The 25223-nt window shown below is 47.2% G+C and carries 26 protein-coding genes; 16 read left to right on the forward strand and 10 right to left on the reverse strand.

Going from position 1 to position 25223, the window contains the following annotated elements:
• Window positions 1-4: 4 nt before the first annotated feature.
• Genes fwdD through FGU46_RS04550 form a run of 4 tightly spaced genes read right to left on the reverse strand, consistent with a single transcriptional unit; the run spans window position 5 to window position 2161 of the window.
• Entirely contained in the window at window positions 5-391 is a 387-nt protein-coding gene (gene fwdD, locus FGU46_RS04535; protein WP_286477392.1) for a tungsten-dependent formylmethanofuran dehydrogenase subunit FwdD, read from the reverse strand.
• A complete protein-coding gene (locus tag FGU46_RS04540; protein WP_286477401.1) occupies window positions 388-636 on the reverse strand; it encodes a 4Fe-4S binding protein in 249 nt (82 codons plus the stop codon). Before FGU46_RS04540 ends, fwdD begins: the two co-directional genes overlap by 4 nt.
• Window positions 637-651: 15 nt before the next feature.
• Window positions 652-1707: a tungsten-dependent formylmethanofuran dehydrogenase subunit FwdF gene (fwdF, locus tag FGU46_RS04545; protein ID WP_286477406.1), complete on the reverse strand. Its 1056-nt coding sequence runs from the start codon at window positions 1705-1707 to the stop codon at window positions 652-654.
• Complete coding sequence (locus FGU46_RS04550) at window positions 1685-2161, reverse strand: helix-turn-helix domain-containing protein (protein ID WP_286477415.1); 477 nt, start codon at window positions 2159-2161, stop codon at window positions 1685-1687. The genes fwdF and FGU46_RS04550 overlap by 23 nt, the downstream gene beginning before the upstream one ends.
• A 275-nt stretch (window positions 2162-2436) precedes the next feature.
• On the opposite strand from FGU46_RS04550, the gene mobB reads away from it, so the two are divergent.
• From mobB to fdhD, 4 genes are all read left to right on the forward strand, one after another.
• A complete protein-coding gene (mobB, locus tag FGU46_RS04555; RefSeq protein ID WP_286477420.1) occupies window positions 2437-3144 on the forward strand; it encodes a molybdopterin-guanine dinucleotide biosynthesis protein B in 708 nt (235 codons plus the stop codon).
• Window positions 3128-4060, forward strand: a complete 933-nt coding sequence (gene moaA, locus FGU46_RS04560) for a GTP 3',8-cyclase MoaA (protein WP_286477426.1) — start codon at window positions 3128-3130, stop codon at window positions 4058-4060. Before mobB ends, moaA begins: the two co-directional genes overlap by 17 nt.
• 181 nt (window positions 4061-4241) lie before the next feature.
• Entirely contained in the window at window positions 4242-4562 is a 321-nt protein-coding gene (locus tag FGU46_RS04565; protein ID WP_286477428.1) for a carboxymuconolactone decarboxylase family protein, read from the forward strand.
• 31 nt (window positions 4563-4593) lie between these two features.
• Window positions 4594-5334 carry a formate dehydrogenase accessory sulfurtransferase FdhD gene (gene fdhD / locus FGU46_RS04570; protein ID WP_286477444.1) on the forward strand — a complete coding sequence of 247 codons (741 nt, stop codon included), beginning with the start codon at window positions 4594-4596 and terminating at the stop codon, window positions 5332-5334.
• Between the two features lie 32 nt (window positions 5335-5366).
• Here fdhD and hxlB read toward each other — a convergent pair whose 3' ends face one another.
• A complete protein-coding gene (hxlB, locus tag FGU46_RS04575) occupies window positions 5367-5951 on the reverse strand; it encodes a 6-phospho-3-hexuloisomerase (protein WP_286478551.1) in 585 nt (194 codons plus the stop codon).
• Window positions 5952-6056: 105 nt separating this feature from the next.
• On the opposite strand from hxlB, the gene FGU46_RS04580 reads away from it, so the two are divergent.
• From FGU46_RS04580 to FGU46_RS04605, 6 genes are all read left to right on the forward strand, one after another.
• Entirely contained in the window at window positions 6057-6917 is an 861-nt protein-coding gene (locus tag FGU46_RS04580; RefSeq protein WP_286477446.1) for a LysR family transcriptional regulator, read from the forward strand.
• Between the two features lie 107 nt (window positions 6918-7024).
• Window positions 7025-7942, forward strand: coding sequence for a carbohydrate kinase family protein (locus FGU46_RS04585; RefSeq protein ID WP_286478553.1), 918 nt, complete (start codon window positions 7025-7027; stop codon window positions 7940-7942).
• 219 nt (window positions 7943-8161) lie between these two features.
• Window positions 8162-9460, forward strand: a complete 1299-nt coding sequence (thiC, locus tag FGU46_RS04590) for a phosphomethylpyrimidine synthase (protein ID WP_286477447.1) — start codon at window positions 8162-8164, stop codon at window positions 9458-9460.
• Window positions 9461-9519: 59 nt separating this feature from the next.
• Entirely contained in the window at window positions 9520-11094 is a 1575-nt protein-coding gene (gene lysS / locus FGU46_RS04595) for a lysine--tRNA ligase (protein ID WP_286477449.1), read from the forward strand.
• A 30-nt stretch (window positions 11095-11124) separates the two neighbouring features.
• Window positions 11125-11643: a UGSC family (seleno)protein gene (locus tag FGU46_RS04600; RefSeq protein WP_286477455.1), complete on the forward strand. Its 519-nt coding sequence runs from the start codon at window positions 11125-11127 to the stop codon at window positions 11641-11643.
• Between the two features lie 17 nt (window positions 11644-11660).
• Window positions 11661-12776, forward strand: a complete 1116-nt coding sequence (locus FGU46_RS04605; protein WP_286477458.1) for a hypothetical protein — start codon at window positions 11661-11663, stop codon at window positions 12774-12776.
• A gap of 14 nt (window positions 12777-12790) precedes the next feature.
• On the opposite strand, the gene FGU46_RS04610 is transcribed toward FGU46_RS04605, so the two are convergent.
• The 3 genes from FGU46_RS04610 to polC form a co-directional block, all read right to left on the reverse strand.
• Complete coding sequence (locus FGU46_RS04610; protein WP_286477465.1) at window positions 12791-13267, reverse strand: nucleoside deaminase; 477 nt, start codon at window positions 13265-13267, stop codon at window positions 12791-12793.
• Window positions 13268-13375: 108 nt separating this feature from the next.
• Window positions 13376-15688: an anaerobic ribonucleoside-triphosphate reductase gene (gene nrdD, locus FGU46_RS04615; protein WP_286477467.1), complete on the reverse strand. Its 2313-nt coding sequence runs from the start codon at window positions 15686-15688 to the stop codon at window positions 13376-13378.
• A 107-nt stretch (window positions 15689-15795) separates the two neighbouring features.
• A complete protein-coding gene (gene polC / locus FGU46_RS04620) occupies window positions 15796-19083 on the reverse strand; it encodes a DNA polymerase II large subunit (protein ID WP_286477469.1) in 3288 nt (1095 codons plus the stop codon).
• 335 nt (window positions 19084-19418) lie between these two features.
• Between polC and FGU46_RS04625 the strand changes: the two genes are divergently transcribed.
• The 5 genes from FGU46_RS04625 (at window position 19419) to FGU46_RS04645 (ending at window position 22923) form a co-directional block, all read left to right on the forward strand.
• Window positions 19419-19580 carry a preprotein translocase subunit Sec61beta gene (locus tag FGU46_RS04625; protein ID WP_286477474.1) on the forward strand — a complete coding sequence of 54 codons (162 nt, stop codon included), beginning with the start codon at window positions 19419-19421 and terminating at the stop codon, window positions 19578-19580.
• 39 nt (window positions 19581-19619) lie between these two features.
• Entirely contained in the window at window positions 19620-20969 is a 1350-nt protein-coding gene (gene purB / locus FGU46_RS04630; RefSeq protein WP_286477477.1) for an adenylosuccinate lyase, read from the forward strand.
• Between the two features lie 138 nt (window positions 20970-21107).
• Entirely contained in the window at window positions 21108-21479 is a 372-nt protein-coding gene (locus FGU46_RS04635; RefSeq protein WP_286477480.1) for a DUF5518 domain-containing protein, read from the forward strand.
• 72 nt (window positions 21480-21551) lie between these two features.
• Window positions 21552-22457 (forward strand): hypothetical protein, encoded by a 906-nt coding sequence (locus FGU46_RS04640; RefSeq protein WP_286477488.1) that lies wholly within the window; start codon window positions 21552-21554, stop codon window positions 22455-22457.
• A 55-nt stretch (window positions 22458-22512) separates the two neighbouring features.
• Window positions 22513-22923 carry a DUF126 domain-containing protein gene (locus tag FGU46_RS04645; RefSeq protein WP_286477491.1) on the forward strand — a complete coding sequence of 137 codons (411 nt, stop codon included), beginning with the start codon at window positions 22513-22515 and terminating at the stop codon, window positions 22921-22923.
• Window positions 22924-22937: 14 nt separating this feature from the next.
• Here the strand turns inward: FGU46_RS04645 and FGU46_RS04650 are convergent, their stop codons facing one another.
• Both FGU46_RS04650 and FGU46_RS04655 read right to left on the reverse strand, forming a co-directional pair.
• Complete coding sequence (locus FGU46_RS04650; RefSeq protein WP_286477494.1) at window positions 22938-23324, reverse strand: DUF5518 domain-containing protein; 387 nt, start codon at window positions 23322-23324, stop codon at window positions 22938-22940.
• A 35-nt stretch (window positions 23325-23359) separates the two neighbouring features.
• On the reverse strand, window positions 23360-23776 hold the full coding sequence (locus FGU46_RS04655; protein WP_286477501.1) for a DUF5518 domain-containing protein: 417 nt from the start codon (window positions 23774-23776) through the stop codon (window positions 23360-23362).
• 201 nt (window positions 23777-23977) lie between these two features.
• Here FGU46_RS04655 and FGU46_RS04660 point away from each other — a divergent pair, with 201 nt between their 5' ends.
• Complete coding sequence (locus FGU46_RS04660; protein ID WP_286477502.1) at window positions 23978-25216, forward strand: metal-dependent hydrolase family protein; 1239 nt, start codon at window positions 23978-23980, stop codon at window positions 25214-25216.
• Window positions 25217-25223 lie beyond the last annotated feature (7 nt).

Genomic DNA, 25223 nt, shown 5'->3' on the forward strand with positions numbered 1-25223 from the left:
TGTTTTAACTATATTTTCTGTAAACCTTCAACAAAGTGGGCATGTCCAGCACTTCTTCGTCGGTTACGTTGATTTCCACCGGGATGTTCTTGAAACGGGGGGTGGCAGTGGAGTCGGTGTCTGGATCGATGACCCGGTTGGCCCAGGGACCCATGGGGATGAAGATCATTCCATCCGGTAAGGTTTCTTTGGTTTTTACTACCCTCACCACTACATCACCAAAGTTGGATACGACTTGGATGTTGTCTCCTTCCTTCAATCCCATTTCATCCATCATTTCACGGTTCATGTGGCAGATGGCAGCGGCATCTACGTACATCTTCAGATCTTTACCAGATTCAATGGCTTGACCCTGCCACACCGTTCTTCCTGTGTTGAGTATGACGTTCATTCTAGATCCTCCAGTTTTATTGCATCGACAGGACAACTTTCAACACAAGTACCACATTTTCCACAGAGATTGGAATTTCTCATGGTTATTTGACCGTCCTCCACGATCATGATTACTTCCACGTCGTCGGTTGGCCCCTTTCCACCAGCGATCTCAGGACTGTTGGCTGAATTCACGGGACAAGCTATAACGCAGTTTCCACACCCGTGGCAAAGTTCGGGGTATAATTTTAGTCCTATTGGCATTTAATGACCTCCTAATTAGTTTTTAACAGAATCAAAAGCCTTTTGCCATGATTTTGATTTGATGGGAGTGCAGTTGATTTTGGTTCGTTCGACGTTTATAGCACCAACTGGGCATGCTTTCTCACATGCACCACAGTATATGCAGTATTTTTCGTCTTTGTGCAGTTTTTCTGGCTTTTTACCTGGTTCCGTTGACTCTGGGAAGGATAACACGTTACATGGACAGGCCATGACACAGGTTTCACAACCCTGGCACAGGTCTTGGTCTAGAGTCAGGGTACCTTCAAATGGTTTGGTTACTTCGGCAGCGTCTACTGGACAGATCTCCTGGCACCAGCCACAGTTTACGCACAGTTCATCGTCGATGTAGGAGCTTCCTACTATTTCAGAGTCCTCGGGGTTAATATCGTAGTCTCCATAGGAGCAGATTCTGCAGACTGCCTTAATGGCATCTACGGGGCATGCTTTTTTACACACCAGGCAATATACACATTTATCTTTATCTACCGTGATATCTGAGGACACAGTTGGATCGTCAGAGGATGGGAATTTGTGTTCTAAGGTTATAGCATCTGCAGGACACATTTCTTCACATATTCCGCAATCCACGCAGGTTTCTTTGTCGATTTCGATTTCACCACTGACCAGCTTGGCTCTTTCCGGTAGTTGGCGGGCAATGGTAATTGCATCCTGTGGACAGGCAGTTTCACAGGCTTTGCAGTAAATACAAGCATCTTCACTTATCTCTGCAGATTTGATGAGAGTTGGATATTCCTCCATGTCCTTAATGGACTCCCCACCTATCTTGAGATCCAGTGCTTCAAATGGACAGATAGAGCTGCACATTCCACATAGCACACATTTATTTTCGTCGATGTCAATTTTACTCACATCTTGCTCTGTTCTGACCATGGCCCCAGCTGGGGTTACCTCAATTGCACTTACAGGACAGATCTTCTCACACAAACCACAGGAAGCGCAGAGAGCATCTTTAAATTCGAGCTTTCTCTCTTCTTCGCCGGTTCGCTCTACAGAAATATCCTTACCTTCAATAAGTTCGGTTGTCTCCATTATCTTCTACCTCCTTTATTTCTATGGAATTGGTGGGACATTGCTCCCCACACAATACACATCCGCAGCACCAATTAGGATCAATTTGTGCCTTAAGATCTTCTAACACAATGGCGCTCATAAAACAAACATCCACACAAATTCCGCAAGCAATACACGTATTTTTTACATTACATTCATATTTCCGAACAGAACAGATTTTAACTATGTTTCTGGTTTTTTCTTTGTCTTTCACCAGAGCGTAGGTTAAAGTAGAAAAATCTCGGGGACAAAGGTTTCTTATGACCTCAGCAATCTCAATGGAATTCCATGAAATATTCCTGCCATTAAGATAGTGTGAAACTGTAGAACGGTCCATTCCCAGCCTTTCTGCTATCTCACGCTGGGGATATCCCTTTTTTCTGAGCTCCACTGCAGCCAGATACCTTAAACCAGATACGATATGCTTGGGCATGATGACACCATGTGTGTTAATTACACTTACCCTCACCTTTATATATAAAATTTCCAATAAAACTTAAGTCGGAAAATTTATAAGAGGATGTGTATTAACTGCACATATAGTATTGGTTGTTACGGGGAAATATAAACGGTCATCTACAGGGTCCATTACCCTAAAAATCCACTCTAGACCCTTTTAGAAATGTCTTCAAGTGGAGGTGAGCATGACCTCCAAACCATATAACTTATTTAAGCCAGTTTCTATTAGGTAGATAGTAGGTGAAACTAATGAAGATCGTGTCAGTGGCTGGTACCAAAAAAACGGGAAAAACCACCCTGGTAACTAGGCTAATCAGGGAACTTGTGAAAAGAGGTTTCAGGGTGGGAACCATTAAAAACACTCACAGTAAGCTGGATATTGAAGGTAAAGACACCTGGAAGCATCGCGAAGCCGGGGCCCAGATGGTGGTAGGTGTGGGTGAGGAAACCGTTTTCATAATAGACGAAACACTTGAACTAGACGATATAATTCGGAAAATGGAATGCCTGAGAGAACTGGATTTTCTGGTTATTGAAGGGTTTAAAACTTCACCCTATGCGAAAATCGCCACCTCTGATCTGCCCGGGCCACTGGTACTGGCCAGGGTGGAAGTAGAGAAGGTGGATGAAGAGGAACTTAAAGCCCTGACGGACCTGGTAGAGACCAGGACCTTTGGATTGCTGGCTAATATGGATTGTCAGGAATGTGGATACACTAGCTGCCAGAAAATGTCTGAAGCAGTGGTCCAGGGCGAAACCGGTGAGGATGTATGTGTCATGAAAAAGCTGGAAAACGTGATGCTAACCATCGACGGGAACAAAGTTGCCTTAAACCCCTTCGTCCAGAAATTTGTTAAAAACACCTTCCTGGGTATGATAAGCTCCATGAAAATCGATGCTGATGAAATTCAGGATAAAAAAATCGAACTACTGATACAAAATGAAGATAACCGATAATTACGAAAGACCCCTCATATCCCTGCGGATATCCATAACCAACCGCTGTAACGTGCGCTGTTTTTACTGTCACCACGATGGAATCATACCCCAGGAGTATGAAATGACACCGGAAGAGATATTCAGAATCTCCAGTGTGGCCCGTAATCTGGGAGTGAAGAAAATCAGGCTTTCAGGGGGTGAACCCTTAATCCGCAAGGACATAGTAGATATTGTCCGGAAAGTATCTGCCCTGAACTTCCAGGACGTTTCCATAACCACCAACGGCACCCTGCTTCAGAGATACGCCCAAACTTTAATTGATGCGGGTCTTAAACGGGTGAACATCAGTCTGGACACCCTGAATCCCCAGACTTATCGTTGTATAACCAAAAAAGACTATCTCGAACAGGTTAAAGCAGGAATTCGGAGCGCCGTGGAGGTGGGACTGTATCCGGTTAAGCTGAATATGGTGGTGATGAAGGGTATCAACGACCAGGAGATCTGGGATATGTTCCACTTCTGCCGGGACCAGGGGGTGATTCTGCAACTTATCGAACTTTTGCAGACTGAAAATTGCACAGAAAGTGACTTTTTCGACGAATATCACTATGATATGAACGGATTTGAAAAAGAGCTAAAAGAATTATCCGATCGAGTTAAAAAACGACCTTTTATGCAGGACCGGAAGAAATACTTCCTGGAAGGGGGAGAAATCGAAGTGGTGCGCCCCATGGATAACACCAAGTTCTGTCAGAATTGTACACGCCTCCGTATAACACCGGAAGGAAAAATTAAGCCCTGTCTTTTGAGAAACGACAATCTAGTGGACTTAATTGAACCAATGCGCAGAGGCTATTCTGATGAACAACTGAAAGAATTATTTTTAGAAGCCATTGACAACCGAGAACCTTATTTCCAGGAAACCCCCCATTAGATGGTTTTAGCACTTCCAGCCCCCTGATTATTCTTTTTAAATTTTTTAAAATTTTAAAAAGAGTAGAATTTAATAACCTGCTTGAATTATGCCTCTGTAAATTAAGATAGAATTTAATACAGTTTAGACCATATAAGAAATGTGAAAAAACTCAGGGGTTAATTCATTAGGGGTTAATAAAATGGAAAAGAAAAAACTGCCCAAAAACTATCAAAACATCAGAATCCGTTATGAAGAATATGGTCAGGCTTTAAGCCAACTGGGAATGGCGGTGAAAAATGCTGGCCCCCTGGATGAGAAAACCGTCCAACTTATCCAGATTGCCGCTGCTACCGCCATTAAATCTGAAGGATCGGTGCACAGTCACACCCGCCGGGCACTTGAACTGGGAGTAACTCCAGATGAAATTTATCACAGCATACTTCTTTTAACCAGCATAATAGGATTTCCCAGTGTGGCGGCTGCGATTTCATGGGTGGATGACCTTACCCTTGAAGATTGAAGTGTGAGTGTTCACACTGGGGGTTTATTACATGGAGCGGATGCTAAAAAAGGTGAAGATAGTAAAGGTGGATCAGGAAGCCCATTCCCAGGAAGACCTGGTGGTGGTGGACACCAGAATGGAACTGACCATCAACCAGCAAACATTGGGAAAGTTCTATCTAAGCCCCCATGATCTTAAAGAGTTTGCTCTGGGCTATCTGCTGGATGAACGTCACATAACATCCCTGGATGAAGTTAAAGAAATTGAAATTGAACCATCCATCATCAAAGTTTTTTTGAAGGAGGAACACCAGCTCGACCAGGAAAGTTTAGGTTGTTACGACGGATGGTTACATGAGGAACAGCTGATTCCAAAAATAGAATCCAATTATAAAGTAAAAAGAGAAGAAATCTTCCGTTCATTTGATAAACTACTGGAAGAAGCCAGGATATGGTCCCAAACTGGAGGCACCCACGTGGCGGCCATAGTGGGCCAGGGACAGTTCCTGGTCCGCGAGGATGTGAGCCGACACGTGGCCATCGATAAGGTTATTGGGGCTGGCTTGATGTCTCATCTGGATTTTTCAAACAGTTTTATTGTATGCAGTGGCCGAATACCCCCAGATAGGGTGCTTAAGCTGGCCAACGTAGGCATCCCCATAATGATCACCAAGGCCGCCCCGACAGTGGAGGGGATCCGAATAGGAGAAAAAGCTGGAATAACCCTGATCGGATTTCTTAGAGAGGGAAGATTCAACATATACACCCATCCCCATCGTGTTATAGTTTAAGGGCCTGATTATGTTACGGGCCCTGATACATGCTATTCCAGTACGGTGTGCCGAGCCTTCAAATCTTCCTCGGTTTTGCCCATTTCCACCATGAGCTGGGCAATGATCCCATCCAGGAATATCAGGCTGGTAACCTCGAATAAGGTTCCCAACGGAGATAAAGATTGGTGTTTTCCGTTTATTTGCCGGGTTAGGTAATTTTTTTCAGAATCAATTTTGGTACGGCCTTCAATGTGCACTATCAGATCGGCCATTTCACCCAGAGTAGAATCCACGTACGAAGTAACGGCAATAATCTTGGCACTTCTTTTCTGGGCCATTTCCGCTGCGCTGATTATGGAGAGAGTTTCACCTGACCCAGATATGGCCAGAAGACAATCTTCACTCGTAATGGCCGGAGTTATGGTCTCACCCACCACGTAGACACTGATTCCCAGGTGCATCAGTCGCATGGCAAATGCCCGTGCCATCAGCCCGGAACGTCCCAGGCCCATTACAAATACATTTTGAGAAGTTTTAAGGATATTATTCATCTGTTGTATGTTTTCAGGGTCCAGACTATCCGAAACTTTTCGCACATTATCCAATATCTCATCTACAGCATCATTTAGAATCATGGGTTCAGCAGTAGGCATCATCTTCCTCTCTTATATCTGAAGATGGATATAAATAATTTCATAAAGTGCAAAGGATTCTTCTATTAAGCTCTGCTGGTGTGATCCATGGACATCCAACCCAAGCTGAACCTGGTTATTAATGGCCATAATTTCAGTTACAAACTATTCGAAACCCTCAGATGTGTTTCTAAAACATTCTCACAACGTGAAGCAGCAAGACGTCTGGGAATATCCCACGCGGTTTTGAATAGGCGCATAAAGGATGCCGAAGATAGGCTGGGCTTCTTGCTGGTGGATAGTAGTGCTGCGGGATCGGGATTGAGCGGGCCAGGCCTGGAGATCATGGCCCAGTACCAGAAGTTAATTAACCGACTCCGTGAGCAGGAATATCCAGTTATATGCGGAGGGCATATTTCCACTGGCCTTATGGACAGTTTATGCTATAATTATGGTTTAGATGCGGTGATTTACAGTACCGATGATGGAAGTGCCCTTCGGTTGGCAGAAATGGGGCTAGTGGACATACTGACCCTGGATGATCCTGTCCACGCGTTTATGCGAGATTTGGACTTCCAGCCATTGGCCTACGACTACCTGGTCCTGTTATCCCCTCCCGGGAAGGATCTTGATAACCTAGAAGCTGTGGAAGGTAAAAATTTCGTGGAAGTCCCCCATTCTGCCCAGAGATTGGCCTGGAACACTCTCGACCAATTGAAAATCCATTACCACATTACCGAACTTTGCAGCTCTCCCTACAACGCCCTGAGGATGGTCCAGAATAGCCAGGATCTATACACCTTTCTCAATCGCAGCCTAACACCGGGTTGGGAATTTTTTGCCGATGCTACTAGACATTTACTAACATCAGTCCTTTACAAGGACCATGAAAGGCTGAAAGATTTCCTGGACTATGTTTCTGGCAGGGGTCAGAGGATAGTGGAGAAGCAGGGCTTTGAAAGAATTTAATTTTAAATTAAATACAAATTTGAACCTAAACTTTTCCAAATATAAGTTACCTGCAGCTCACACTAATTATAAATATCCAGAAAATAAACATAGCTGTGGTGATTTATCTGAATTGTAATAGGGATTTACTGGCTGTTGGACATACAGCCTTTGATTACATCATAAAAGTTAATGAATTCCCACATGCTAACTCTTCAACCGCAATAACCAGTATGAAAACCTTCTATGGAGGAGCAGCAGCTAACGTGGCGACGGTGGCCTCCAAACTTGGCTTGAAGACCTATCTCGTTTCAGCGGTTGGTGGGGATTATCTGGGCTCCGAGTACGAACAACAAATGGTAGATATGGATATTGATATCAGCCACCGGATTTTGATTAGTGAAGATAAAACTCCCACCGCCTTTGTCTTTACCAACCAAGGGCATGACCAGATAAGTTACTTCTACTGGGGTGCAGCCACCCATTTTAAAGAATCAGAACCACCCATAAATGCCATTAAGGATGTTAAAGCCGTGCATCTGGCCACTGGCGACCCTAATTTTAACTGGAAGTGTGGAGAAGTAGCCCACCAACAGGGCAAGTTAATTTCATTTGATCCAGGACAGGACCTGCACATGTACACCACCAAGGAATTAGAGGGGGTGCTGGGGATCTGTGACATTCTGTTTGGAAATCATCATGAGATCGATCGCATCCTGGCTACTTTGAACCAGGATATACAGGAACTGAGGGACTTTGGTCCATCCATAGTGGTCAAAACCCAGGGCAAAGATGGTAGCATCATCTATGGCCAGGAAGAGATACGGGTAGATGCTCTACTAAGAGAGTCCTTCGATCCCACCGGAGCTGGTGATTCCTACCGGGCCGGGTTTTTGAAAGCCTACCTGGAAGGTAAATCCCTGGAGGAGTGTGGAAAATTTGCATCAGCAGTGGCTTCTTTCATAGTTGAGGCCGAAGGCTGTCAGACCAACATACCCACCCTGGAGATGGTGGAAAGTCGCATGACCAAGGAAACAACTAGTTAATTGGAAAAATTGAAAGTTTAACTAGCAAGAGACTCGTAAGTGATTTTTTCTAACCAGGAAAAGAATTAATGTGAAACCGTAAACCATACCTATTTTTAAGGTAAACATAAAATCAGATTAGGAATTAAATATCAATTTCTGCTCTAGATGCTGTTCACTAATTTAAAGAAACCCAGGATTGGACTAACTTATACAGCTTAAATCACGCATGGTGATTCTATGACACAAATGGACGATGCAAGAAAAGGCATAATAACCGAAGAAATGAAAGCGGTCGCAGAAAGCGAAAACGTTGACCCAGAATTCATCAGAAAATCCGTGGCTAAAGGAACCATAGCCATCCCCAGTAACAAAGGAAGGGAAGTAAAAGCGGTGGGTATCGGAGCTGGACTCAGAACCAAGGTAAACGCCACCATCGGGACTTCTACTGATATCTGTGACTTTGATATGGAAGAAGAAAAGGCCAGAGTAGCCATAGAAAATAAAGCTGATACTTTAATGGAGCTCTCTGTGGGTGGAGACCTGGACGAGATCCGTAGAAGAATTTTGAAGTTATCTGAGATCCCGGTGGGTAGTGTACCCGCTTATCAAGCTGCTTTTGAGGCTATCCGGGAGCATGGCGCAGCCATCTACATGGATGAAGACACCATGTTCAAAACCATCGAAAAACAGGCTAAAGACGGTATTGACTTTATGGCCATCCACTGCAGTGTGAACATGGAAACCCTGAAACGCCTGAAAAGGCAGGGTCGGAAGGGTGGCCTGGTTAGCCGTGGTGGAGCTTTAATATCCGCCTGGATGGTCGAAAATGAATTGGAAAACCCTTTATATAAGAATTACGACTACATCCTGGAAATTGCTAAGGAACACGACTTCGTGATGTCCATGGCAAACGCCATGCGGGCCGGGGCCATTGCCGATGCCACCGATCGGGCTGGAGTGCAGGAACTCATCATCCTGGGCGAACTGATCGACCGGGCCCGGGAAGTGGGGGTGCAGACCATTGTAGAGGGTCCAGGCCACATACCACTCAAGGAGATCGAGGCCAACGTGGTAATCCAGAAGAAGCTGTGTCGAGAAGCTCCATTCTACATGTTAGGCCCCATCGTAACCGACATAGCACCCGCCTACGACCATATAGTTTCCTCCATAGGTGCCGCACAATCATCTGCAGCGGGAGCAGACTTCATATGTTACGTGACCCCCGCTGAACACCTGGCCCTGCCAGGACCAGAGGACGTTAAAATGGGAGTTATAGCCAGCCGTATCGGGGCCTACGTAGGGGACATGTCCAAGGGAGTACATAACGGTGAGTTGGACCTGGCAATGGCCAACGCCCGTAAAAAGCTCAACTGGGAAGCACAATACGAAGCAGCCATATGTCCTGCTGATGCACGTGCCATAAGGGATAACCGGCCCCCAGAAGATCCGGATACCTGTACCATGTGCGGCAGCTACTGTGCCGTTAAAATCGTGAATGAATGGCTGGATGAAGCTCCCACCGCAACATTCGAATAAAGGATTGCACCCTTAATTTTTTTAATTTTCATTTTTTATTTTGACAGAAGGTGAACTAATTGAAACACTGGACCGAACGAATTGCATCTGATCTTACTAACTGGGACGTGGAAGAACACGTAGTGGCCAGCGGGACATCCATATCTGGTTCGATACATATTGGAAACTCATGCGACGTTTTTATAGCAAACGCAGTTGGTAAGTCACTGCAAAAGCTTGGTGAAAGATCCAGGACCATCTGGATAGCCGACGACCACGACCCACTGCGGAAGGTGCCCTATCCCCTTCCCGAATCCTATGAGAAGTACATGGGGATTCCTTACTCCCAGATACCCTGCCCTGAGGGTTGCTGTGAGAATTTCGTGGAACATTTCCAGAAACCATTCCTGGACACTCTACCCGTGTTTGGCATAGAACTGGAGACCTATTCCGGGGCAAAGATGTACCGGGATGGAGTTTACAATGATTATATTAAAAAATCACTGGAAAGAGCCCCTAAAATCAGGGAAATATTTAACCAGTACCGGGAAAAGCCCCTAGGTGCGGACTGGTTGCCTTACAATCCTATCTGCAGTGAATGTGGACGGGTGAACACTACCTACGCCCATGACTTTCAGGGAACCAGTGTACAATACCGATGCCAGTGCGGTCATGAGGGGGGAATGGATATCACCTCCGGTGAGGGTAAATTGACCTGGAGGGTGGAATGGGCTGCCCGGTGGAAAATATTCGGAGTTACCTGCGAACCCTTCGGTAAGGACCATGCCGCCAGCGGAGGATCCTACGATGTTAGTAAAAGAATATCAACGGAGATATTTGACTACCGATCCCCCTACCCTGTGCCTTACGAGTGGATCACCCTCAAAGGCGATGCCATGTCCAAGTCCAAGGGAGTTTTTTTCACACCCGGCCAGTGGCTGGAGATCGGTTCACCGGAAACCCTTAACTACTTTTTATTCCGGAGCAAACCCCTTAAGCATAAGGATTTCAACCCTGAAATGCCATTCCTGGACTTCATAGACCAGTATGACCGGGTGGAGCGCATCTACTATGGGAAAGAGGAAGCAGCTTCCCAGAAGGAGGAGGAGAAGCTCAAAAAGATATACGAAGTATCCCAGATAGATATACAGGATGAAATTCCATTTCAACCATCTTACCGATTCCTAACCGTGGCTTACCAGATAAATCAGGAGCCGGAGGATGTTTATAGGATACTTAAAGCTAACTCGCAACTTCCGGAGGAAATGGTAGATCTCGGTTATCACGAACTGGAATATGAGGCCCTGGAAAAGTTCCATGAACGTTTGAAACAGGTTAAAAACTGGTTAGAGCTTTACGCCCCCAACTTTGTGAAGTTCCAGGTGCAAAAAGAGATTCCCTCTGTGGAATTGAATCCATCCCAGGAAGGGTTCCTGGTGGAGTTGGCTGATGCCCTGGAAGATCAGGATTACACTTCTGAAGAACTGCACGATGAAATGTACCGCATATTTAAAGGACAAGGTTTAAAACCGCAAAAAGCATTCCAGGCCATCTACCGGATTGTCTTAGGACAGAAGCAGGGTCCCCGGGCAGCATCATTTTTACTATCACTGGATAAAAACTTCCTGATTAAACGATTAAGAAGGGAAGCCTAAAGCTCCTAAACTGACATGGAAGATTTTCTTATGTCGCCCAGATTAGTGGAAAAAGAGGTTTTAAATCCCTTAGCCGATGTGGAAGTGGATAACATAGATCTAAATCCCTTCCCGGATGACTTTGAGAGGGTGGCCCTGGTGGATAACACCAAACCCGGGGCAGACATGATTCTGGCCACTTTAAAGAAGGCCCTGGGTAACCGGGTTTTCTTTGAACTTAAAAAGCCAGCAGGAGCACCGGCAACTAGGCATCAACTGGAAAAGGCTGCTTCAGCAGAACTGGCCATACTGGCCCTGGCTGACTGCGGATCCTGTACCAGTTGGGTGGTTCTGGATGCAATTCGCCTGGAAGAGATGGGAATTCCCACTATTTCCATCATATCGGACCATTTCACCCCCTTTGCTCGGAAACTGGCTGGTACATATGGATTGGAGGATCTGCGCCTTCTGGAAGTGGAGCATCCCATCACTGGCCTGGCAGATGATGAGGTGGAGGAAAAAGCTTTTAAAATAATCCCGGTACTGAAGTATCTCTTGCAGATTCCCTGAAACTTGGGTACGATACCATGACTCATGAAGAAAAAGAAGTTAACCCCACCACCAAGAGTTGTGGCTGTCTTCTGGATGATATTCTTAAGGGAGAGTTTGGTGATGCTGAATCTCAGGGGGAAGAAATATTCGTCCACCCCGATGCGGAAAGGTTAAGTCATGAATTCTATTTACAACATTTAACCGATGGTTTACCCATCATACCACCTACTATGGAGCGAGTTTCCAATTTTTTAGAGTACTCGAACCAGCCTGCCCAACAGGTGGTCACCGTTCTTCCCCCACGCCGGGGGAAGGCCACAGTGGAGAAGATCGCCATAAACTCAGTTATGGCTGGCTGCCTGCCCTATTTCATGCCAGTGGTGGAGCAGGCTGTTAAGGCGCTGGGGCAGGAAGAGTTCAACCTGGCTGGAATAAACGCCACCACCCATCCGGTTGCCATTTGCACTTTGGTTAACGGCCCCAAATCCCGAGAATTGGGTATGAACAGTGGAACGGGATGTTTAGGTCCTGGTAATCTGGCCAACGCCACCCTGGGACGCGCCATCCGGCTGTGCATGCTGAACATCGCCGGGGCGGTGCCAGGAGTGGGGGATCATGCCACCCATGGTTCCCCGGCCAAGTATAGCTACGCTTTCGCCGAGGCTGAGGAAGAAAGTCCCTGGGGACCATTGCATGTGGAGCGCGGTTTTGATAAAGAGGATAGTACGGTTACCGTGATGGGATTGGAGGCTCCCCATAATGTTAACGACCACCGCAGCACCTGCGCCGAGGATCTCCTGGATACCGTGGCCCACACCGCCTCTACCTCCGGCTGCAACAACAGCCACGTCCCGGGTGAAATGCTGGTGTTGATGAGCCCAGAACATGCCACTACCCTGAAAAAAGAGGGATGGGATAAAAGGGATGTTAAGGATTATCTGCATCAGAAGATGGTGGTCCCTGTAGAGCTAGGAGACCGGGGGGGGCGAAGATTGGATAGAAGATGGATAATGGGTGATGAGGTTCGTATCACCCGCTGCCCGGAGGATGTGGTCCTGGTAGTGGCTGGAGGGCCGGGTCGGCATACCATGATTGCCCCTAGCTTTGGATCCGGCTCCCAATCGGTAACCATCTCCTTAAATCAAAAATAAGTCCATTGGTTATTTTATTTTAAATCAGTGGTGAAACCCACCCTTTCCAGCTCAGCATCCCAAATTTCCGGATTTTTGGCTATGTAATCCCCTAATATCTCCTGGCATTGGGGCATGGCTAGGTTAACCACTTCCACCCCATTCTCTTCCAAGAACCTTTCCGGGCCCTGCAGGGTGGAACTTTCACCAACCACCACCCGGGGGATCTTGTAGAGGATCACCATCCCACTACACATGGGACATGGAGATAAGGTGGTATAGAGGGTGCAATCCCGGTAATCAGACCCCTTCAATCTCCCGGCACTTTCCAGGCAGTTCATCTCCCCGTGCAGAATAACAGAACCTTTCTGCAGTAGTTGATTATGTCCCCTTCCCACGATGTGGCCATTTTTTACCAGAACCGCGCCGATGGGAACTCCGCCTTCTGCTAGGCTCTTTTCTGCTTCTTTAAGGGCTTCCTGCATGAATTGGTGATCTTCCTTAGAAATCATTTAAATCCACTGAAACTTATTATAAGCTTTTATTTTAACTCGAGACCGGGAAAGAATGAAATAACTCTAAAAATTAGAAAATGAATTTTAAAAATAAAAGAATGAGAATCAGGGTTCGTAACGGTTCCTATCCCCTAATTCCTTCATCTTTCCAGCGTTCCAGCCACCAGACGCACTGCGTGCCCGGCCTACTTGCTGGACGTAGCCAGTGATGCGGTCGTACCATTCCACCTCTTTCTGTTCCCCGCAGGATGCGCAGCTCTGTTGCAACCCTTTCATGAGAGTTTTACATTTAATGCAGAAGCTCATGGCGGAGCTGTAGGCCCAGAATCCTATGTCAGATTTGCGAGCTATCTTATCCGTTAGGCTCATCAGGGCTTGTGGATCGGAGTAGGCTTCTCCCATGAAGGCGTGGAAGATGTGTCCGCCCAGGGTACGGCTGTGGAACTGTTCCTCGACTCGTATCCGATCAATCAGGTTAATATCGGAACTGACTGGTACGTGGGAGGAGTTGGTGTAGTAGCCAGCATCCGCATCTCCCTGGGTAATGGCATCCGCACCGAATTTCTCCCGGTCCAGGGTGGCAAACCGGTAAGCGGTGGACTCGGCCGGTGTCTGGATTATGGTCCAGCGCAGTCCGGTGTCCTTCTTAAGTTCCTGAGCCCTTTGATTCATGTAATCAACAACTTTAAGACCTAATTTAAGTGAATCAGGATCCTCGATTCCTGTTCCAGTGTGGGCCTGTAACATTTCGTTTAAACCCACGAATCCGAAGGTCATGGTAGAGTTTTCCACCCGGTAGTATCGTTCCCCATCCAGTTCCTGGGTCAAAAATGGTAACATGTTGTAGTCATCCAGACAGGCCAGGGCCTGCTTGCGACGTAGCATAAGTACCTCTTCGGAAAGGCGGAGGTATGAATCAAGATACTCGAATATTTCATCCTCATCACGGGACTGGTAGGCTATTCTAGGCAGGTTAAGGGTTATATAGGCCAGATTTCCTGTTCTGAAGCAGTCTTTATCCCATTCCCCCGTCCAATTATCTCCCAGGGATGTTCGGCACCCCATGTAGTTGGCCAGGTTTCCACGATAACTGGGGAGCATATTTATGAAGTAGGCGGTGCCGTACTTGGCACATAACTGGTGCACCAGTTCCAGGTCTTCAGCAAATTCGTCCTTGAGTACTTCTTTCCTTAAACCGTAGATGGTGTTAGGGAATAGATGTGGTTTACCATCGGAGTCACCCTGCAACAGGATTTCAGTGAATGCACGCTGTAGTATACGGGTTTCTTCCTCGAAATCACCGTAAGTACCCACTAGTTGACCTTTAGGACCGTAGGCATCTACATCCTGGAGGAAATCCGGTACCGTGAATTCCATGTTTATTGAAGTAAAGGGTACCTGGCTTCCCCGGGCAGCGTAGGCCATGTTCAGGTTATAGATGAACATCTGCACCGCCTGTTTCACCTTCCCATAGGGTAATCCAGCAGCGAAGGGTGCCACGAAGACGTTCCAAAGGCACATTGATTGTCCGCCGCTCATGTTCTGCTGGGCGGCCAGCATGATCTCTCCGGAGTGGTTCATCAGGGTTTCAATATGGTTGGGTGGCCCAGCCACAGAGGTGTGATCACCGGTTCCGTCCACTTTAAGCCCATGTTTTATGAATAACCTTAAATCATGTTGTAAACAGTTTATTGGCCTGCCAGCGAAGTATTCCAGGTCATGGATGTGTATATCTCCACTCATATGGGCGTCGGCCAGTTCCGAAGGTAAGATATTAAGAAGGGCGTACTGTTTCAGGGCCTCATCGGCCACGTACTTGTGCACGGTCTCGGGGTTGTGGATCATGTTGGCGTTGTCCCGGGAACCGTTTTGTATGAGGTTGGTGATGTTGTACACCGGGATCCCCAGACGAGTGTATCTGCGCCGGAGGGTTTCCAAGCCGTGCTCCACCAGTTTGGTGTTCACCATCTCCCTGATCATAGGAGCGGTGAGGTAGTCCACTTCCAGCTTACCAAGTTCCTTGTAAACCTCAGTGGCCAGTTTATCGGCTAGTTCTGGAGAAGCATCAGTCTCTACCACCAGGGTCTTGGCTATTTTGTCCTTATCAAAGGGTTCGATGGTATCCCGGGAAGTGCGCACCCGGAGCTGGTTGGTTTTCATGTACTTTTCGGCCAGCTCTTTATCAGCATTTTTCAGGGATTCATAAACCCACATCTTAATCTCTTTGGTGGTGATACCATCGTAGGACGATGAAGCCACCTGGGACGCTATTTTTTCAGCAGTCCACACGCTAGAACCAACCAGAAGACATGATTTAACGATCTTCTCGTGGCTGAACTTCTCAAATATCCCATTATTTTTCAAGACGCAAATTTCCGCCTTGGTGGGCAAAGCAGCAATAATATGGACATCCTTCATACTAATCCTCCACTTATAATGAAAAAAATTTTCCCCCGATTATGATGACCAATATAGGCCTTTAATCTACTTTTAATTATAACCTAGGCCTTATAATAGTTTTCGCTTTATAAGAACACGTCAAGTGAACTTTGCTTGGAACGGTCACTTTCAAATAGGGAGTTGATGCCGGACTCTATTAATTCTATGCGTTGTACAAGATATTGGTCAATTGGGTAGCTTTGCGCCAGTTCCTTCGATATTTCCAGATATTTAACCACAGAACCCTTTGATATACTTAAAATCAGGTTTCCACCGCAGGAACATTCCCCTGATAAAGGTATCCTACGGTACTTCTTGTTACAACTGGTGCAGCGAACCTTCTGGCGGGAAAAGGCCCTGCTATTCCCAGCCATGTCTGGAAGGAAATGGGAGTTCAAAACTCCCTCCACCACTCCCTTCTGGTCGACGGCCCGGATCCTTTCAGCCAGCTTAATCTGTCCTTCAACTTTCTCCCTCATGGAGGGTAAGAGTTTGTAGAGACAGATTTTAGGTCCGCGGTGTATGTTGCCAGTTTCATGAGAGTAGATGAGCCCATGGTACTGTTCATCAGTCCCCAGCCGATTCTTAACGTTGTTCACCAGTTCCAGCACATCAGAAGGTTTACATTGTTCCAGGGTCTTCTGGTAGAGTTCCAGGGGCAGATGGTCCATGGTGTCCAGGTGGTGGCTCTCATCATCGATCTCTTCGGGGTCTATGCGGGAGGATAGAACCAGTGGCGCGTCCATACGACCTCCTCGGCTGTTGGGGAGGTAGGACTTTGAGAAGTTTAGAAGAGAATCCAGGAGCAGCATCACCGAGTCCTCGTCACTGTCACAGTTCCTCCTCTTGGCTGAGTGGAAATAGGGATGGGCGTAACAGGCTGCGGCCTTGGTGAAACCTATGATCCGTCCCAGCACACCAGCCGAGGTGTGGGGTGCCAGTCCCACCGCCAGGTGCCCCACCAGGTCCTCCCTGGTTTTAATCCGGTAGTAGGGCTCCATGTGGTAGAAACGCTCCAATAGGTCGTCCACGAAGTTGGCCACCCTCATAAGATATTCGGCACAGTTATCAGAAATTACCAGGTCCTGGATCAGTATCTCTACCACCTGTTCCTCATTCACCAGCTCCTTTCCATGGATATCATGGGTGTAACCCAGTTCCCGGAGTTTTTGGGGGCTGACCTTAATCTCGTGGGGTGTGAAATGAGTTAAGGGGAGATTAGTGGAATCATGACGGATGGTGGCATCTTTGAAGGTGTAAACATTATTTTTAGCCCGTAATACACCCTTTTCCAGGGGCTCCGGAAATTTGGACTCGGAGATCATTCCCTGCACCCCCTTAATCTCATCCAATTTACGTACTCCCACCCGTTGATAGGCTTTTTTCAAAGTTTTGGAGATGTTGATCCGCTTATTACCCGCGCCAGTGGTGACGGTGGGTGCTCCACACACCGGACAGGAGGCCTGGAAGGACACCACCCCACATCCTGTACACTTACACCGGGCAATGTCCACGGTGATGGTTCCTTTCTTGGCAGCCTGGACTATGTTACGTCGGCTGCCACCACTGGTGCCAATGGGAAACAGAGCATGGGGAGCTGGTTTCATCAATCTTTCCTTGGTCTTCTCTGGTCTTCCCATCCTCCCCCCCAGATAAGTAGGTGCTTTGGCCATGATGTCCACTGGAGAAACTTTATTCAGAGCTTCCAGGGTCTCCATGTCATTCTCAAGGTCTAGGGGTTCCTTTAGAGTGTGGAGTAGAGAGTAGGCATGGTAATGGGAGATTACTACCTGATGGTCCTCCACTTGGTGCGGCACTCCCAGTACTTCCAGCACTCTTTTCTCCGGCGCCCACTCCAGCCTCAGATCCCCTTTAATTTGGGGAGCATCGGCAACCTGGTGCAGCCATCCACGAAGTTGATTCAATTCTTCCCGGGTAACATCATGATAGAAATAGGTGTAGTAGGGATGTAAGGGAATCCCATACTGAATAGAAAGTTCGAAAGCCCGCTGCGAAGTTATCTGATCCTCCTGCACTTCCTTTAAGAGATCATCAGAAGTTTCCACCGAAAATTCAGGAGAGTTTTTCAGGAGTCCAATCCACCATTCCTCACACCAGCCAGCTGGCAGGAGAACATGGTTGTTGCGGAGGAACTCGCCAAATGCCACCAGCATATCCCCCAGGAAGAGTATTTCATCCACCTGATGCTTAATTTTTCGGGCTTGGGCCACGGATGTTACTTTGACAACGCTGCCATCCCGTAATTTAACCAGGGGACCTTCAATACTATCACAGGGGACCACACAGTTCCCCTTACCCGGTCTTTCGATCTTCATCTGGGTTCCCACCGCCAGGAATTCTACGATCTCCATGGTAGCCGGGTGTATGCCCATGGCTGCCAGTCCAGTGTTCCTAGACCGCCCGTATCTTAATCTGAATCCCCCTTTAGCCTGAGGATATGATAAAACCGGGCGTCCACCAATTATATCCTGCAGATACTTATCTAACTTGGGAGCTTCATCTTCGTCACCATTTTTTTCCTGAGGCTTTGAAAAATCATCTAACCAGTCCCAACCATCGATATGGAGCTTTTTAGCGTATTTAAGTACCTTAGGAGCTTTTTGTATTACTCCTTCCACCAGGGCCAGTAACGCTCCACCCCGGATGTGGTTGGTCTCCACCCTTTCCAGATCACGATGAGAAACCTCTACCTGGTCAGTGGGCTCCCCAGTGACCTCCACGGGGATGTGCTGGGCTGCCAGGCGAACCTCCTCCGGACTGGGGGAGTACTGCAGGTTGGTCACTTCTGATTCGTAAAGCTCCACTTCCTCCACGTAACGCTCAATTTCCCGTTCCGTGGGTTTGTATACATCCAGATCAAGAGAAATTCTTATATAATCGGCGATAAGCACCGCCAGTGCTGACGCGGTTCCACCTGCACTTCGGATGGGGCCGGTGAAGTACACCGCCAGGTACCAGCTCTGGTCGAAGTTGCGTTTGATGAGGGTTTTGGCTATGCCCTCCAGGGGAGCAGCCACCACTCCCTCGGTGAGTATGGATAGGGCAGTTCTAATGGCCTGGTCAGCCTTTTGCTCCCTTACTTTGAATTCATCCTCTTTACCCTCTTCATCCTTTTCGGTGACAATGATCCGGGCGATTTCAAAGGCAATCTCTTCCCGGGACATCTTGTCTTCCAGTTCCTTTATTTTCAAGTCAATATTTTTAGGCCCAACCAGCCCCTCCACCCTTTCTGCCAAGTCCTTAGCTAGAGGTATTTCCGGTTCAGTTTCCACATCAAAACCTTTCTTGCGGGCCTGACTGGCTATCTTATACAATTTTTCAGTTTCCTGTTCCAGGATATCAAAGTAATCCATAATACTCCCTTTTTTCGGTTATTAGATTATATTAGGTTTTTACAATAAAAAAAAACGACTTTGGTGTTGAGATAGGTCTTAATCTTTCAGTACTATATGGAACATGGCCACGTAAATAGATTCGGTCGTTGGCTCCAAAAAATTCTAAAAGTATATTGAACTGAAAATATATCCTTAAATATCTTATCAAGATATATTTAAGGTTATTACAAAATTTTAGTCCCCCTTAATCGATTTTTAGAATTTCATATTTTACCAAACTATAAATAAAGAAGAGGAGAGATCATGTTCTGTTATCGTAACTGATTTAATTTATGATCATCTGGTGATACAACATGGCTAAGAAGGAGAAAAAATACCTGCCCCCCAGCGGTGCGGGACTAGTTAGATACTTTGAGGAGGAAACCAAGGGACCTAAAATGTCCCCGGAACAGGTCGTAATTTTAACCGCCGTCCTGGCTATATTCTGCATTGCACTACGGTTTTCTTACTCATAACTTTATATGTACTATTTTTAGTTGAAAGGAGTTCACAATATGGCTATTCACCCCATCGAATATCGTTATGGAACCCCCGAGATGCGCAGTGTCTGGGAAGCAGATAATAAACTGCAGCGCATGCTGGATGTGGAAGCAGCCCTGGCCGAAGCAGAAGCAGAACTGGGACTCATACCCCGGGAAGCTGCGGTGGAAATTAAAAACAAGGCCAGTATTAAGTACGTGACCTGGGAAAGGGTGTCTGAAATTGAAAGAGAAACCAACCACGACATAGCGGCCCTGGTTAAAGGTTTGGCCGAGGTCTGTGCAGGGGACGCCGGGGAATACGTTCATTACGGGGCCACCAGTAACGACATCATCGACACCAGCCAGTCCCTGCTTTTGAAGGATACATTAGATATCCTGAAGGCCAAGGTGGTACGCCTTACCCGGATCATTCTAGAACTAGCCCAGAAACATGTAGAAACCGTCTGCATAGGACGAACTCATGGTCAGCACGCCCTGCCAACTACTTATGGGATGAAATTCGCCCTATGGGCAGATGAACTCCGAAGGCAGTATGACCGTATGCAGGCCTGTGAGAAAAGGTTATGTGTGGGCATGATGACCGGTGCGGTAGGTACTACGGCTGCCCTGGGAGAGGATGGCCTGGAAGTTCACCTGATTCTGTCACAGATCCTGGGCCTGGAGCCGGTGCTGATATCCAATCAGGTGGTGCAGCGGGATAATCATGCAGAGTTCATAATGTGCCTGGCCAATCTGGCCAGTACCCTGGATAAGATAGCCCTGGAAGTGCGTAACCTGCAAAGGACGGAGATCAAGGAGTTAGGGGAAAGTTTCGACCCGGAGAAACAGGTTGGGAGTAGCACCATGCCCCATAAGATGAATCCCATTACTGCCGAGAGGATATGTGGAGTTTCCAGAGTGGTACGGGCCTATGTGGACCCGGCCCTCCAGAACAATCCCCTGTGGCATGAACGGGATCTCACCAATTCTTCAGCGGAACGTATTATACTCCCCGAGTCATCCATCCTAACCGATTACATCCTGCAGCTCTCCATTAAACTCATGGAAAAGCTGGTCTTCTATCCTGAAAATATTGAGGCCAACCTGAACCTCACTGGAGGCCTGATCATGGCCGAAAGATTCATGGCCGAGTTAACCCGCCGGGGAATGGGACGCCAAACTGCCTATGGAGTGGTCCGAAAATGTGCCCTGGAAGCTAATCAACAGGGAACCAGTTTAGAGGATGTGGTGCTGGACAACGATGAAATAGGCCAGTATCTGTCCCCCGATGAGGTTCACCAGATCATGGCCCCCCACACCTACCTGGGTTCAGCGGTACAGATAGTGAAAAATGTCATTGAAGAATCTAAAAACTGGTTTTAGAGTATAGAACTAAAATATTTATATTTTAACAACCCTAATTTCCCCAGAACGTCGGGAAATTCTTTTCTTTTTTTCTAAAAATAAAATTAAAATAGTTTGCTGCAGAAAGTATATGTTAACAGTAAAGGGTGTGAAGTAATGATTAACTGGGGTGTAGTGATCGTTGGATTTCTGGCAGAAATTATTCTAGGAGCAATTCTTGGTGTTTTAATACCCGGTTGGGGAGCTTTACTCGGGGTGCTCCTGGCAGGGATGTTGGTTGGTTACATGGTAGGAGGAGATGCTGGTAACGGAGCAGCCAATGGTGCTGTGGCCGGTGCTTTTGGTGCCATAGTCCTTTCCATACTGCTATTGATATTCGGGACCATACTACTGGGATTAATTGGTTTTGCAGCTGCCAGTATCACCAGTGTGATATTACTGGTAGGTTCCATTGGGGTTATCATCATCATGGCCCTGGGTGGTGCCATAGGATCCCTGATCAAAGGAGAGCCCGAAACTTCGCTATAGTCGGTTTGATAGGGGAAAGATTATATATTCCCTTGACAATTCACTGTATATCAAAAATAGGAGTATATTAAAATGAAAGATATAAAAGAAATAACATCTGTGCGCATTGTGCCCTTCACACTGATGTCTTCATCCGTATCAGCCGTGTTGGGGCTGTTGTATGCCATAATTTTACTTATCATTTTCGGAATCGTTGGTTTGGTGGTACCGGGAGTTGGTCAGTATGCCTCCCTTCTGGCCAGCCTGGGAGTGGCCCTCATCATCGCCCTGCCTGTGGCCACCTTTTTCTTCAGCATACTGTCCTCCTTCGTCATGGCCCTTATCTACAATCTCCTGGTGCCCCGTATCGGCGGGATAAAGCTGGGCATGGATGGGGAGGAAGTTAAATCCATCCCGGTGGTGGCAGTGTCTCTGATGCTGTCCATGCTGTACACCGTGCTGACCTTCATTGTGATGCTGGTTGTGGCACCCATTTTAGCCGTGGTTCTGGAAGGAGCTGCCCTGGCAGCCAGCACCGCCACTATAGCCATACCAGAGTTATCGGGAATGGGCGATGCCAGCGGTGTAGGGATCATATTAGCGATTATCATGATAATCGGCGTCCCCATCATCGTTTTCATATCTACTTTCATATACGCAGTGGTAGTCGCCTTTTTGTACAACCTACTGGCGCCTAAAATCGGCGGGGTTAGACTTAAAATGAAACTGGCCAGTCACGGCTTCTGTGAGATTAAAAAGATACCACCGCTACCTCTGGCTCTTATTCTGGCCGTGGTATTGGCCATAGTGAACTTCATATTTTCACTGCCCACCGGAGCTGCGAATATGGCTTCCGAGGGGGTGGCCTACGGTCTGGGATATCTGGTGGGTAACACAGTTGGATATTTAATCGTGACCTTCATCATCTATGCCCTGACAGCCCTGATATACAACTTCCTGCAGCCGAAGATTGGTGGAGTGGAAATTAAACTGGAATAAAATGGAACTCATTAACTGGAGTTCCACTCTCTATTATTTTTTTGAGGTTAAAAGTATGGAAAACACCGTAAAATGTCGCCGGATATCCAGAGGAAAGGTTAAAGGCCAGGTAATAGTCACCAGAGAACCCCTCAGTTTTTTGGGGGGTGTGGATCCCAACACTGGCCGGGTGATAGACCAGGAACATGAGCTTTACCATCAGAACCTGAAAGATAAGATCCTGGTAATACCATCGGGGAAGGGCTCCACGGTGGGTTCCTACGTGATCTACCAGATGGCTAAAAACCAAACTGCCCCCCGGGGTATAGTGGCCCTGGAAGCCGAACCCATAATAGCTACTGGCGCCATAATGGCCGGTGTTCCCATGGTAGACCATCCGGAAATGGATGTTCTGTCTGTACTGGAAAATGGGGATCAGCTGGAGCTGGATGCCGATTTGGAAACAATAAAAATAATAAAAAAATAATAAAAAAATTAGTTTTACTGATTTTCTCGGACGCTAACGCCAATAACACCACCAATAGCACCCAGAACTCCGGAAATGACCACTGCCAGCAGGGTGATGAAGGCTCCCAAAATTACGCTGATGGTACCGGCTGCTACTCCAGCGTTGGTGAAAATTACTCCAATAATGGCGCTTATGGTACTGAAGCCCAGTAGAAATAGGGATCCCATAATTAATCCTCCCACTACCCCCGAAACAGCTCCATCCACCGCACCGGCCTGGGTGTCGCCACGACCCAGGTAAGCGGCGAAAAGGCCTCCTATAACCGGGCCCAGGAAGAACAGGGGCAAAAACACAACGGCCAGGACCAGGGTCAAAACCGCGGTTATAAGGCCACCAATTACTATATACTTCCATTCCACATGATCACCTCTTTATAAACCCCCCAGATCTCATATCATTCTGCTTTAGGTGTTTTGGGCTTTTTATCCACTTTTTGTTTGCCTTCTTGTCTTTTAAAGATAAGTCCAGCAACAAGTCCTCCGGCGATGCCCATAAACAGCCCGGCTATTATGGCCAGGACCAGGGTCAACTCCACCGAAATGGTGCCTATGTCAGTGTAGCCCATCATTGTCAGGGCATTTAAATTGGAGATGGATAAGACTAAAGCAGTTATAAAAGCACCTATTGCGCCGCTGAGACCACCATAAATAGTTCCCTCCCTGTATTTTCCTTTGATACGGTAATTGACTGCGTATCCCCCTACCAGGGGGGCGATGACCGCCGCCTCGTAACTCTCTACAAATATGAAAAACGCGTACCACACCAAAGTTACGCCTAACCCAATGGCCAATCCTTTGTAATTGAATTCCATTTATTTCCCTCGCAAAAATATAAAATTTGGACAGATATCACCGTGACTCGCTAATACACATCACTATTATATCTACTATCATGATCCCTAAAAAGGGTATTTAAATTTTTAATTGGTTGGGGGCCAGAAAGGTGTGGTCGAATAAAATAAGATGTAGAATTTACCATAATACTATTCCTAAGAGTGCAGGTGATGAGTGCTATGGGATACATTTTAATTCATAACGGAACGCTGATTGATGGAAAAGGCGGACAGTTAGTCCAAGACAGCGGAGTGCTAATTCAGGATGATATTATCCAGGATGTGGGCCCCCTGGATTCTATAAAGCTACCATCCCATGATGTGGAGAAAATTGATGCCCACGGGGGATTTATTCTCCCTGGTTTCATTGACAGCCACGTGCACATCATGTTCAATGGTTTCAGAATTGAAGACCCCCTCTTCACACCCCTTTCTTTCTATTTCTACCAGGCCGGAGAGAGTCTTCGCCGAACCCTGGAAGCGGGAATCACCACCGTCCGGGACGCGGGCCTGGCTGACTATGGAGTTAAAATGGCAGTGGAGGAGGGCCTGATACCTGGTCCTAGGCTTCAGATCAGTGTGATGCCCCTCTCCATTACCGGGGGCCATTTTGATTTGTGGATGAAGTCGGGTATTGAAGTTAAAACCAGCTACCGGGGGCTGCCTGAATCAGTGTGTGATGGCACCGGGGAGGTGCGTAAAAAAGTCAGGGAAGTTCTACGTGCCGGGGCGGATGTAGTGAAGGTTATGGTCACGGGTGGTGTGATGAGCGCCAATGACAACCCGGAACATCCCCAGTTTAGCCGGGAGGAACTGGAAGTCATGGTGGAAGAGGCCTCCTACCGGGGAGTTAATTTGATGGCCCATGCCCATGGAGCACAGGGCATAAAAAACGCCCTAAAAGCTGGTATAACGTCCATTGAGCATGGTACCTTCCTGGATGGGGAGTGTCTGGATCTGTTACTGGAAAAGGATGCCTGGCTAGTTCCCACTCTACTGGTCAACCAGCATAACCAGAAAATGGCGGAAGCCGGGAATCTTCCTGAGTACAGTCAGGGAGATTCTGAAAACGTGGCCAAGTTACTGGAAGAGAATATGAAGATTGCCTACCGTGCCGGGGTGAAGATTGCCATGGGTACTGACGCCGGGATTGCCCCCCACGGCCAGAATCTGCGTGAACTTTCCCTACTCTGCAGGATTGGTATGACGCCCATGGAAGCCATACAGGCCGGAACCATAAGGGCCGCAGAACTCTTGGGGTGGGATGATAAAATCGGAACCCTGGAAAAGGGTAAAATAGCCGATGTGGTGGTTAGTAAAAAAGACCCCCTGGCCCATATTGACTCGCTGGGTGACCCGGAAAATATTAACCTGGTGATAAAAGACGGGAAAGTGGTAAAGGACATCCGCACCCCCTGAGGTGGAT

This window comes from Methanobacterium sp. CWC-01 (assembly GCF_030323845.1).
Classification (GTDB): domain Archaea; phylum Methanobacteriota; class Methanobacteria; order Methanobacteriales; family Methanobacteriaceae; genus Methanobacterium; species Methanobacterium aridiramus.

What these genes read in the sequence shown, in the direction of transcription:
- fwdD (WP_286477392.1), bottom strand. Translation starts at nt 391, where the DNA reads ATGAACGTCATACTCAACACAGGAAGAACGGTGTGGCAGGGTCAAGCC.
- FGU46_RS04540 (WP_286477401.1), bottom strand. Translation starts at nt 636, where the DNA reads ATGCCAATAGGACTAAAATTATACCCCGAACTTTGCCACGGGTGTGGA.
- fwdF (WP_286477406.1), bottom strand. Translation starts at nt 1,707, where the DNA reads ATGGAGACAACCGAACTTATTGAAGGTAAGGATATTTCTGTAGAGCGA.
- FGU46_RS04550 (WP_286477415.1), bottom strand. Translation starts at nt 2,161, where the DNA reads ATGCCCAAGCATATCGTATCTGGTTTAAGGTATCTGGCTGCAGTGGAG.
- mobB (WP_286477420.1), top strand. Translation starts at nt 2,437, where the DNA reads ATGAAGATCGTGTCAGTGGCTGGTACCAAAAAAACGGGAAAAACCACC.
- moaA (WP_286477426.1), top strand. Translation starts at nt 3,128, where the DNA reads ATGAAGATAACCGATAATTACGAAAGACCCCTCATATCCCTGCGGATA.
- FGU46_RS04565 (WP_286477428.1), top strand. Translation starts at nt 4,242, where the DNA reads ATGGAAAAGAAAAAACTGCCCAAAAACTATCAAAACATCAGAATCCGT.
- fdhD (WP_286477444.1), top strand. Translation starts at nt 4,594, where the DNA reads ATGGAGCGGATGCTAAAAAAGGTGAAGATAGTAAAGGTGGATCAGGAA.
- hxlB (WP_286478551.1), bottom strand. Translation starts at nt 5,951, where the DNA reads ATGATTCTAAATGATGCTGTAGATGAGATATTGGATAATGTGCGAAAA.
- FGU46_RS04580 (WP_286477446.1), top strand. Translation starts at nt 6,057, where the DNA reads ATGGACATCCAACCCAAGCTGAACCTGGTTATTAATGGCCATAATTTC.
- thiC (WP_286477447.1), top strand. Translation starts at nt 8,162, where the DNA reads ATGACACAAATGGACGATGCAAGAAAAGGCATAATAACCGAAGAAATG.
- FGU46_RS04600 (WP_286477455.1), top strand. Translation starts at nt 11,125, where the DNA reads ATGTCGCCCAGATTAGTGGAAAAAGAGGTTTTAAATCCCTTAGCCGAT.
- FGU46_RS04605 (WP_286477458.1), top strand. Translation starts at nt 11,661, where the DNA reads ATGACTCATGAAGAAAAAGAAGTTAACCCCACCACCAAGAGTTGTGGC.
- FGU46_RS04610 (WP_286477465.1), bottom strand. Translation starts at nt 13,267, where the DNA reads ATGATTTCTAAGGAAGATCACCAATTCATGCAGGAAGCCCTTAAAGAA.
- nrdD (WP_286477467.1), bottom strand. Translation starts at nt 15,688, where the DNA reads ATGAAGGATGTCCATATTATTGCTGCTTTGCCCACCAAGGCGGAAATT.
- polC (WP_286477469.1), bottom strand. Translation starts at nt 19,083, where the DNA reads ATGGATTACTTTGATATCCTGGAACAGGAAACTGAAAAATTGTATAAG.
- FGU46_RS04625 (WP_286477474.1), top strand. Translation starts at nt 19,419, where the DNA reads ATGGCTAAGAAGGAGAAAAAATACCTGCCCCCCAGCGGTGCGGGACTA.
- purB (WP_286477477.1), top strand. Translation starts at nt 19,620, where the DNA reads ATGGCTATTCACCCCATCGAATATCGTTATGGAACCCCCGAGATGCGC.
- FGU46_RS04635 (WP_286477480.1), top strand. Translation starts at nt 21,108, where the DNA reads ATGATTAACTGGGGTGTAGTGATCGTTGGATTTCTGGCAGAAATTATT.
- FGU46_RS04640 (WP_286477488.1), top strand. Translation starts at nt 21,552, where the DNA reads ATGAAAGATATAAAAGAAATAACATCTGTGCGCATTGTGCCCTTCACA.
- FGU46_RS04645 (WP_286477491.1), top strand. Translation starts at nt 22,513, where the DNA reads ATGGAAAACACCGTAAAATGTCGCCGGATATCCAGAGGAAAGGTTAAA.
- FGU46_RS04655 (WP_286477501.1), bottom strand. Translation starts at nt 23,776, where the DNA reads ATGGAATTCAATTACAAAGGATTGGCCATTGGGTTAGGCGTAACTTTG.
- FGU46_RS04660 (WP_286477502.1), top strand. Translation starts at nt 23,978, where the DNA reads ATGGGATACATTTTAATTCATAACGGAACGCTGATTGATGGAAAAGGC.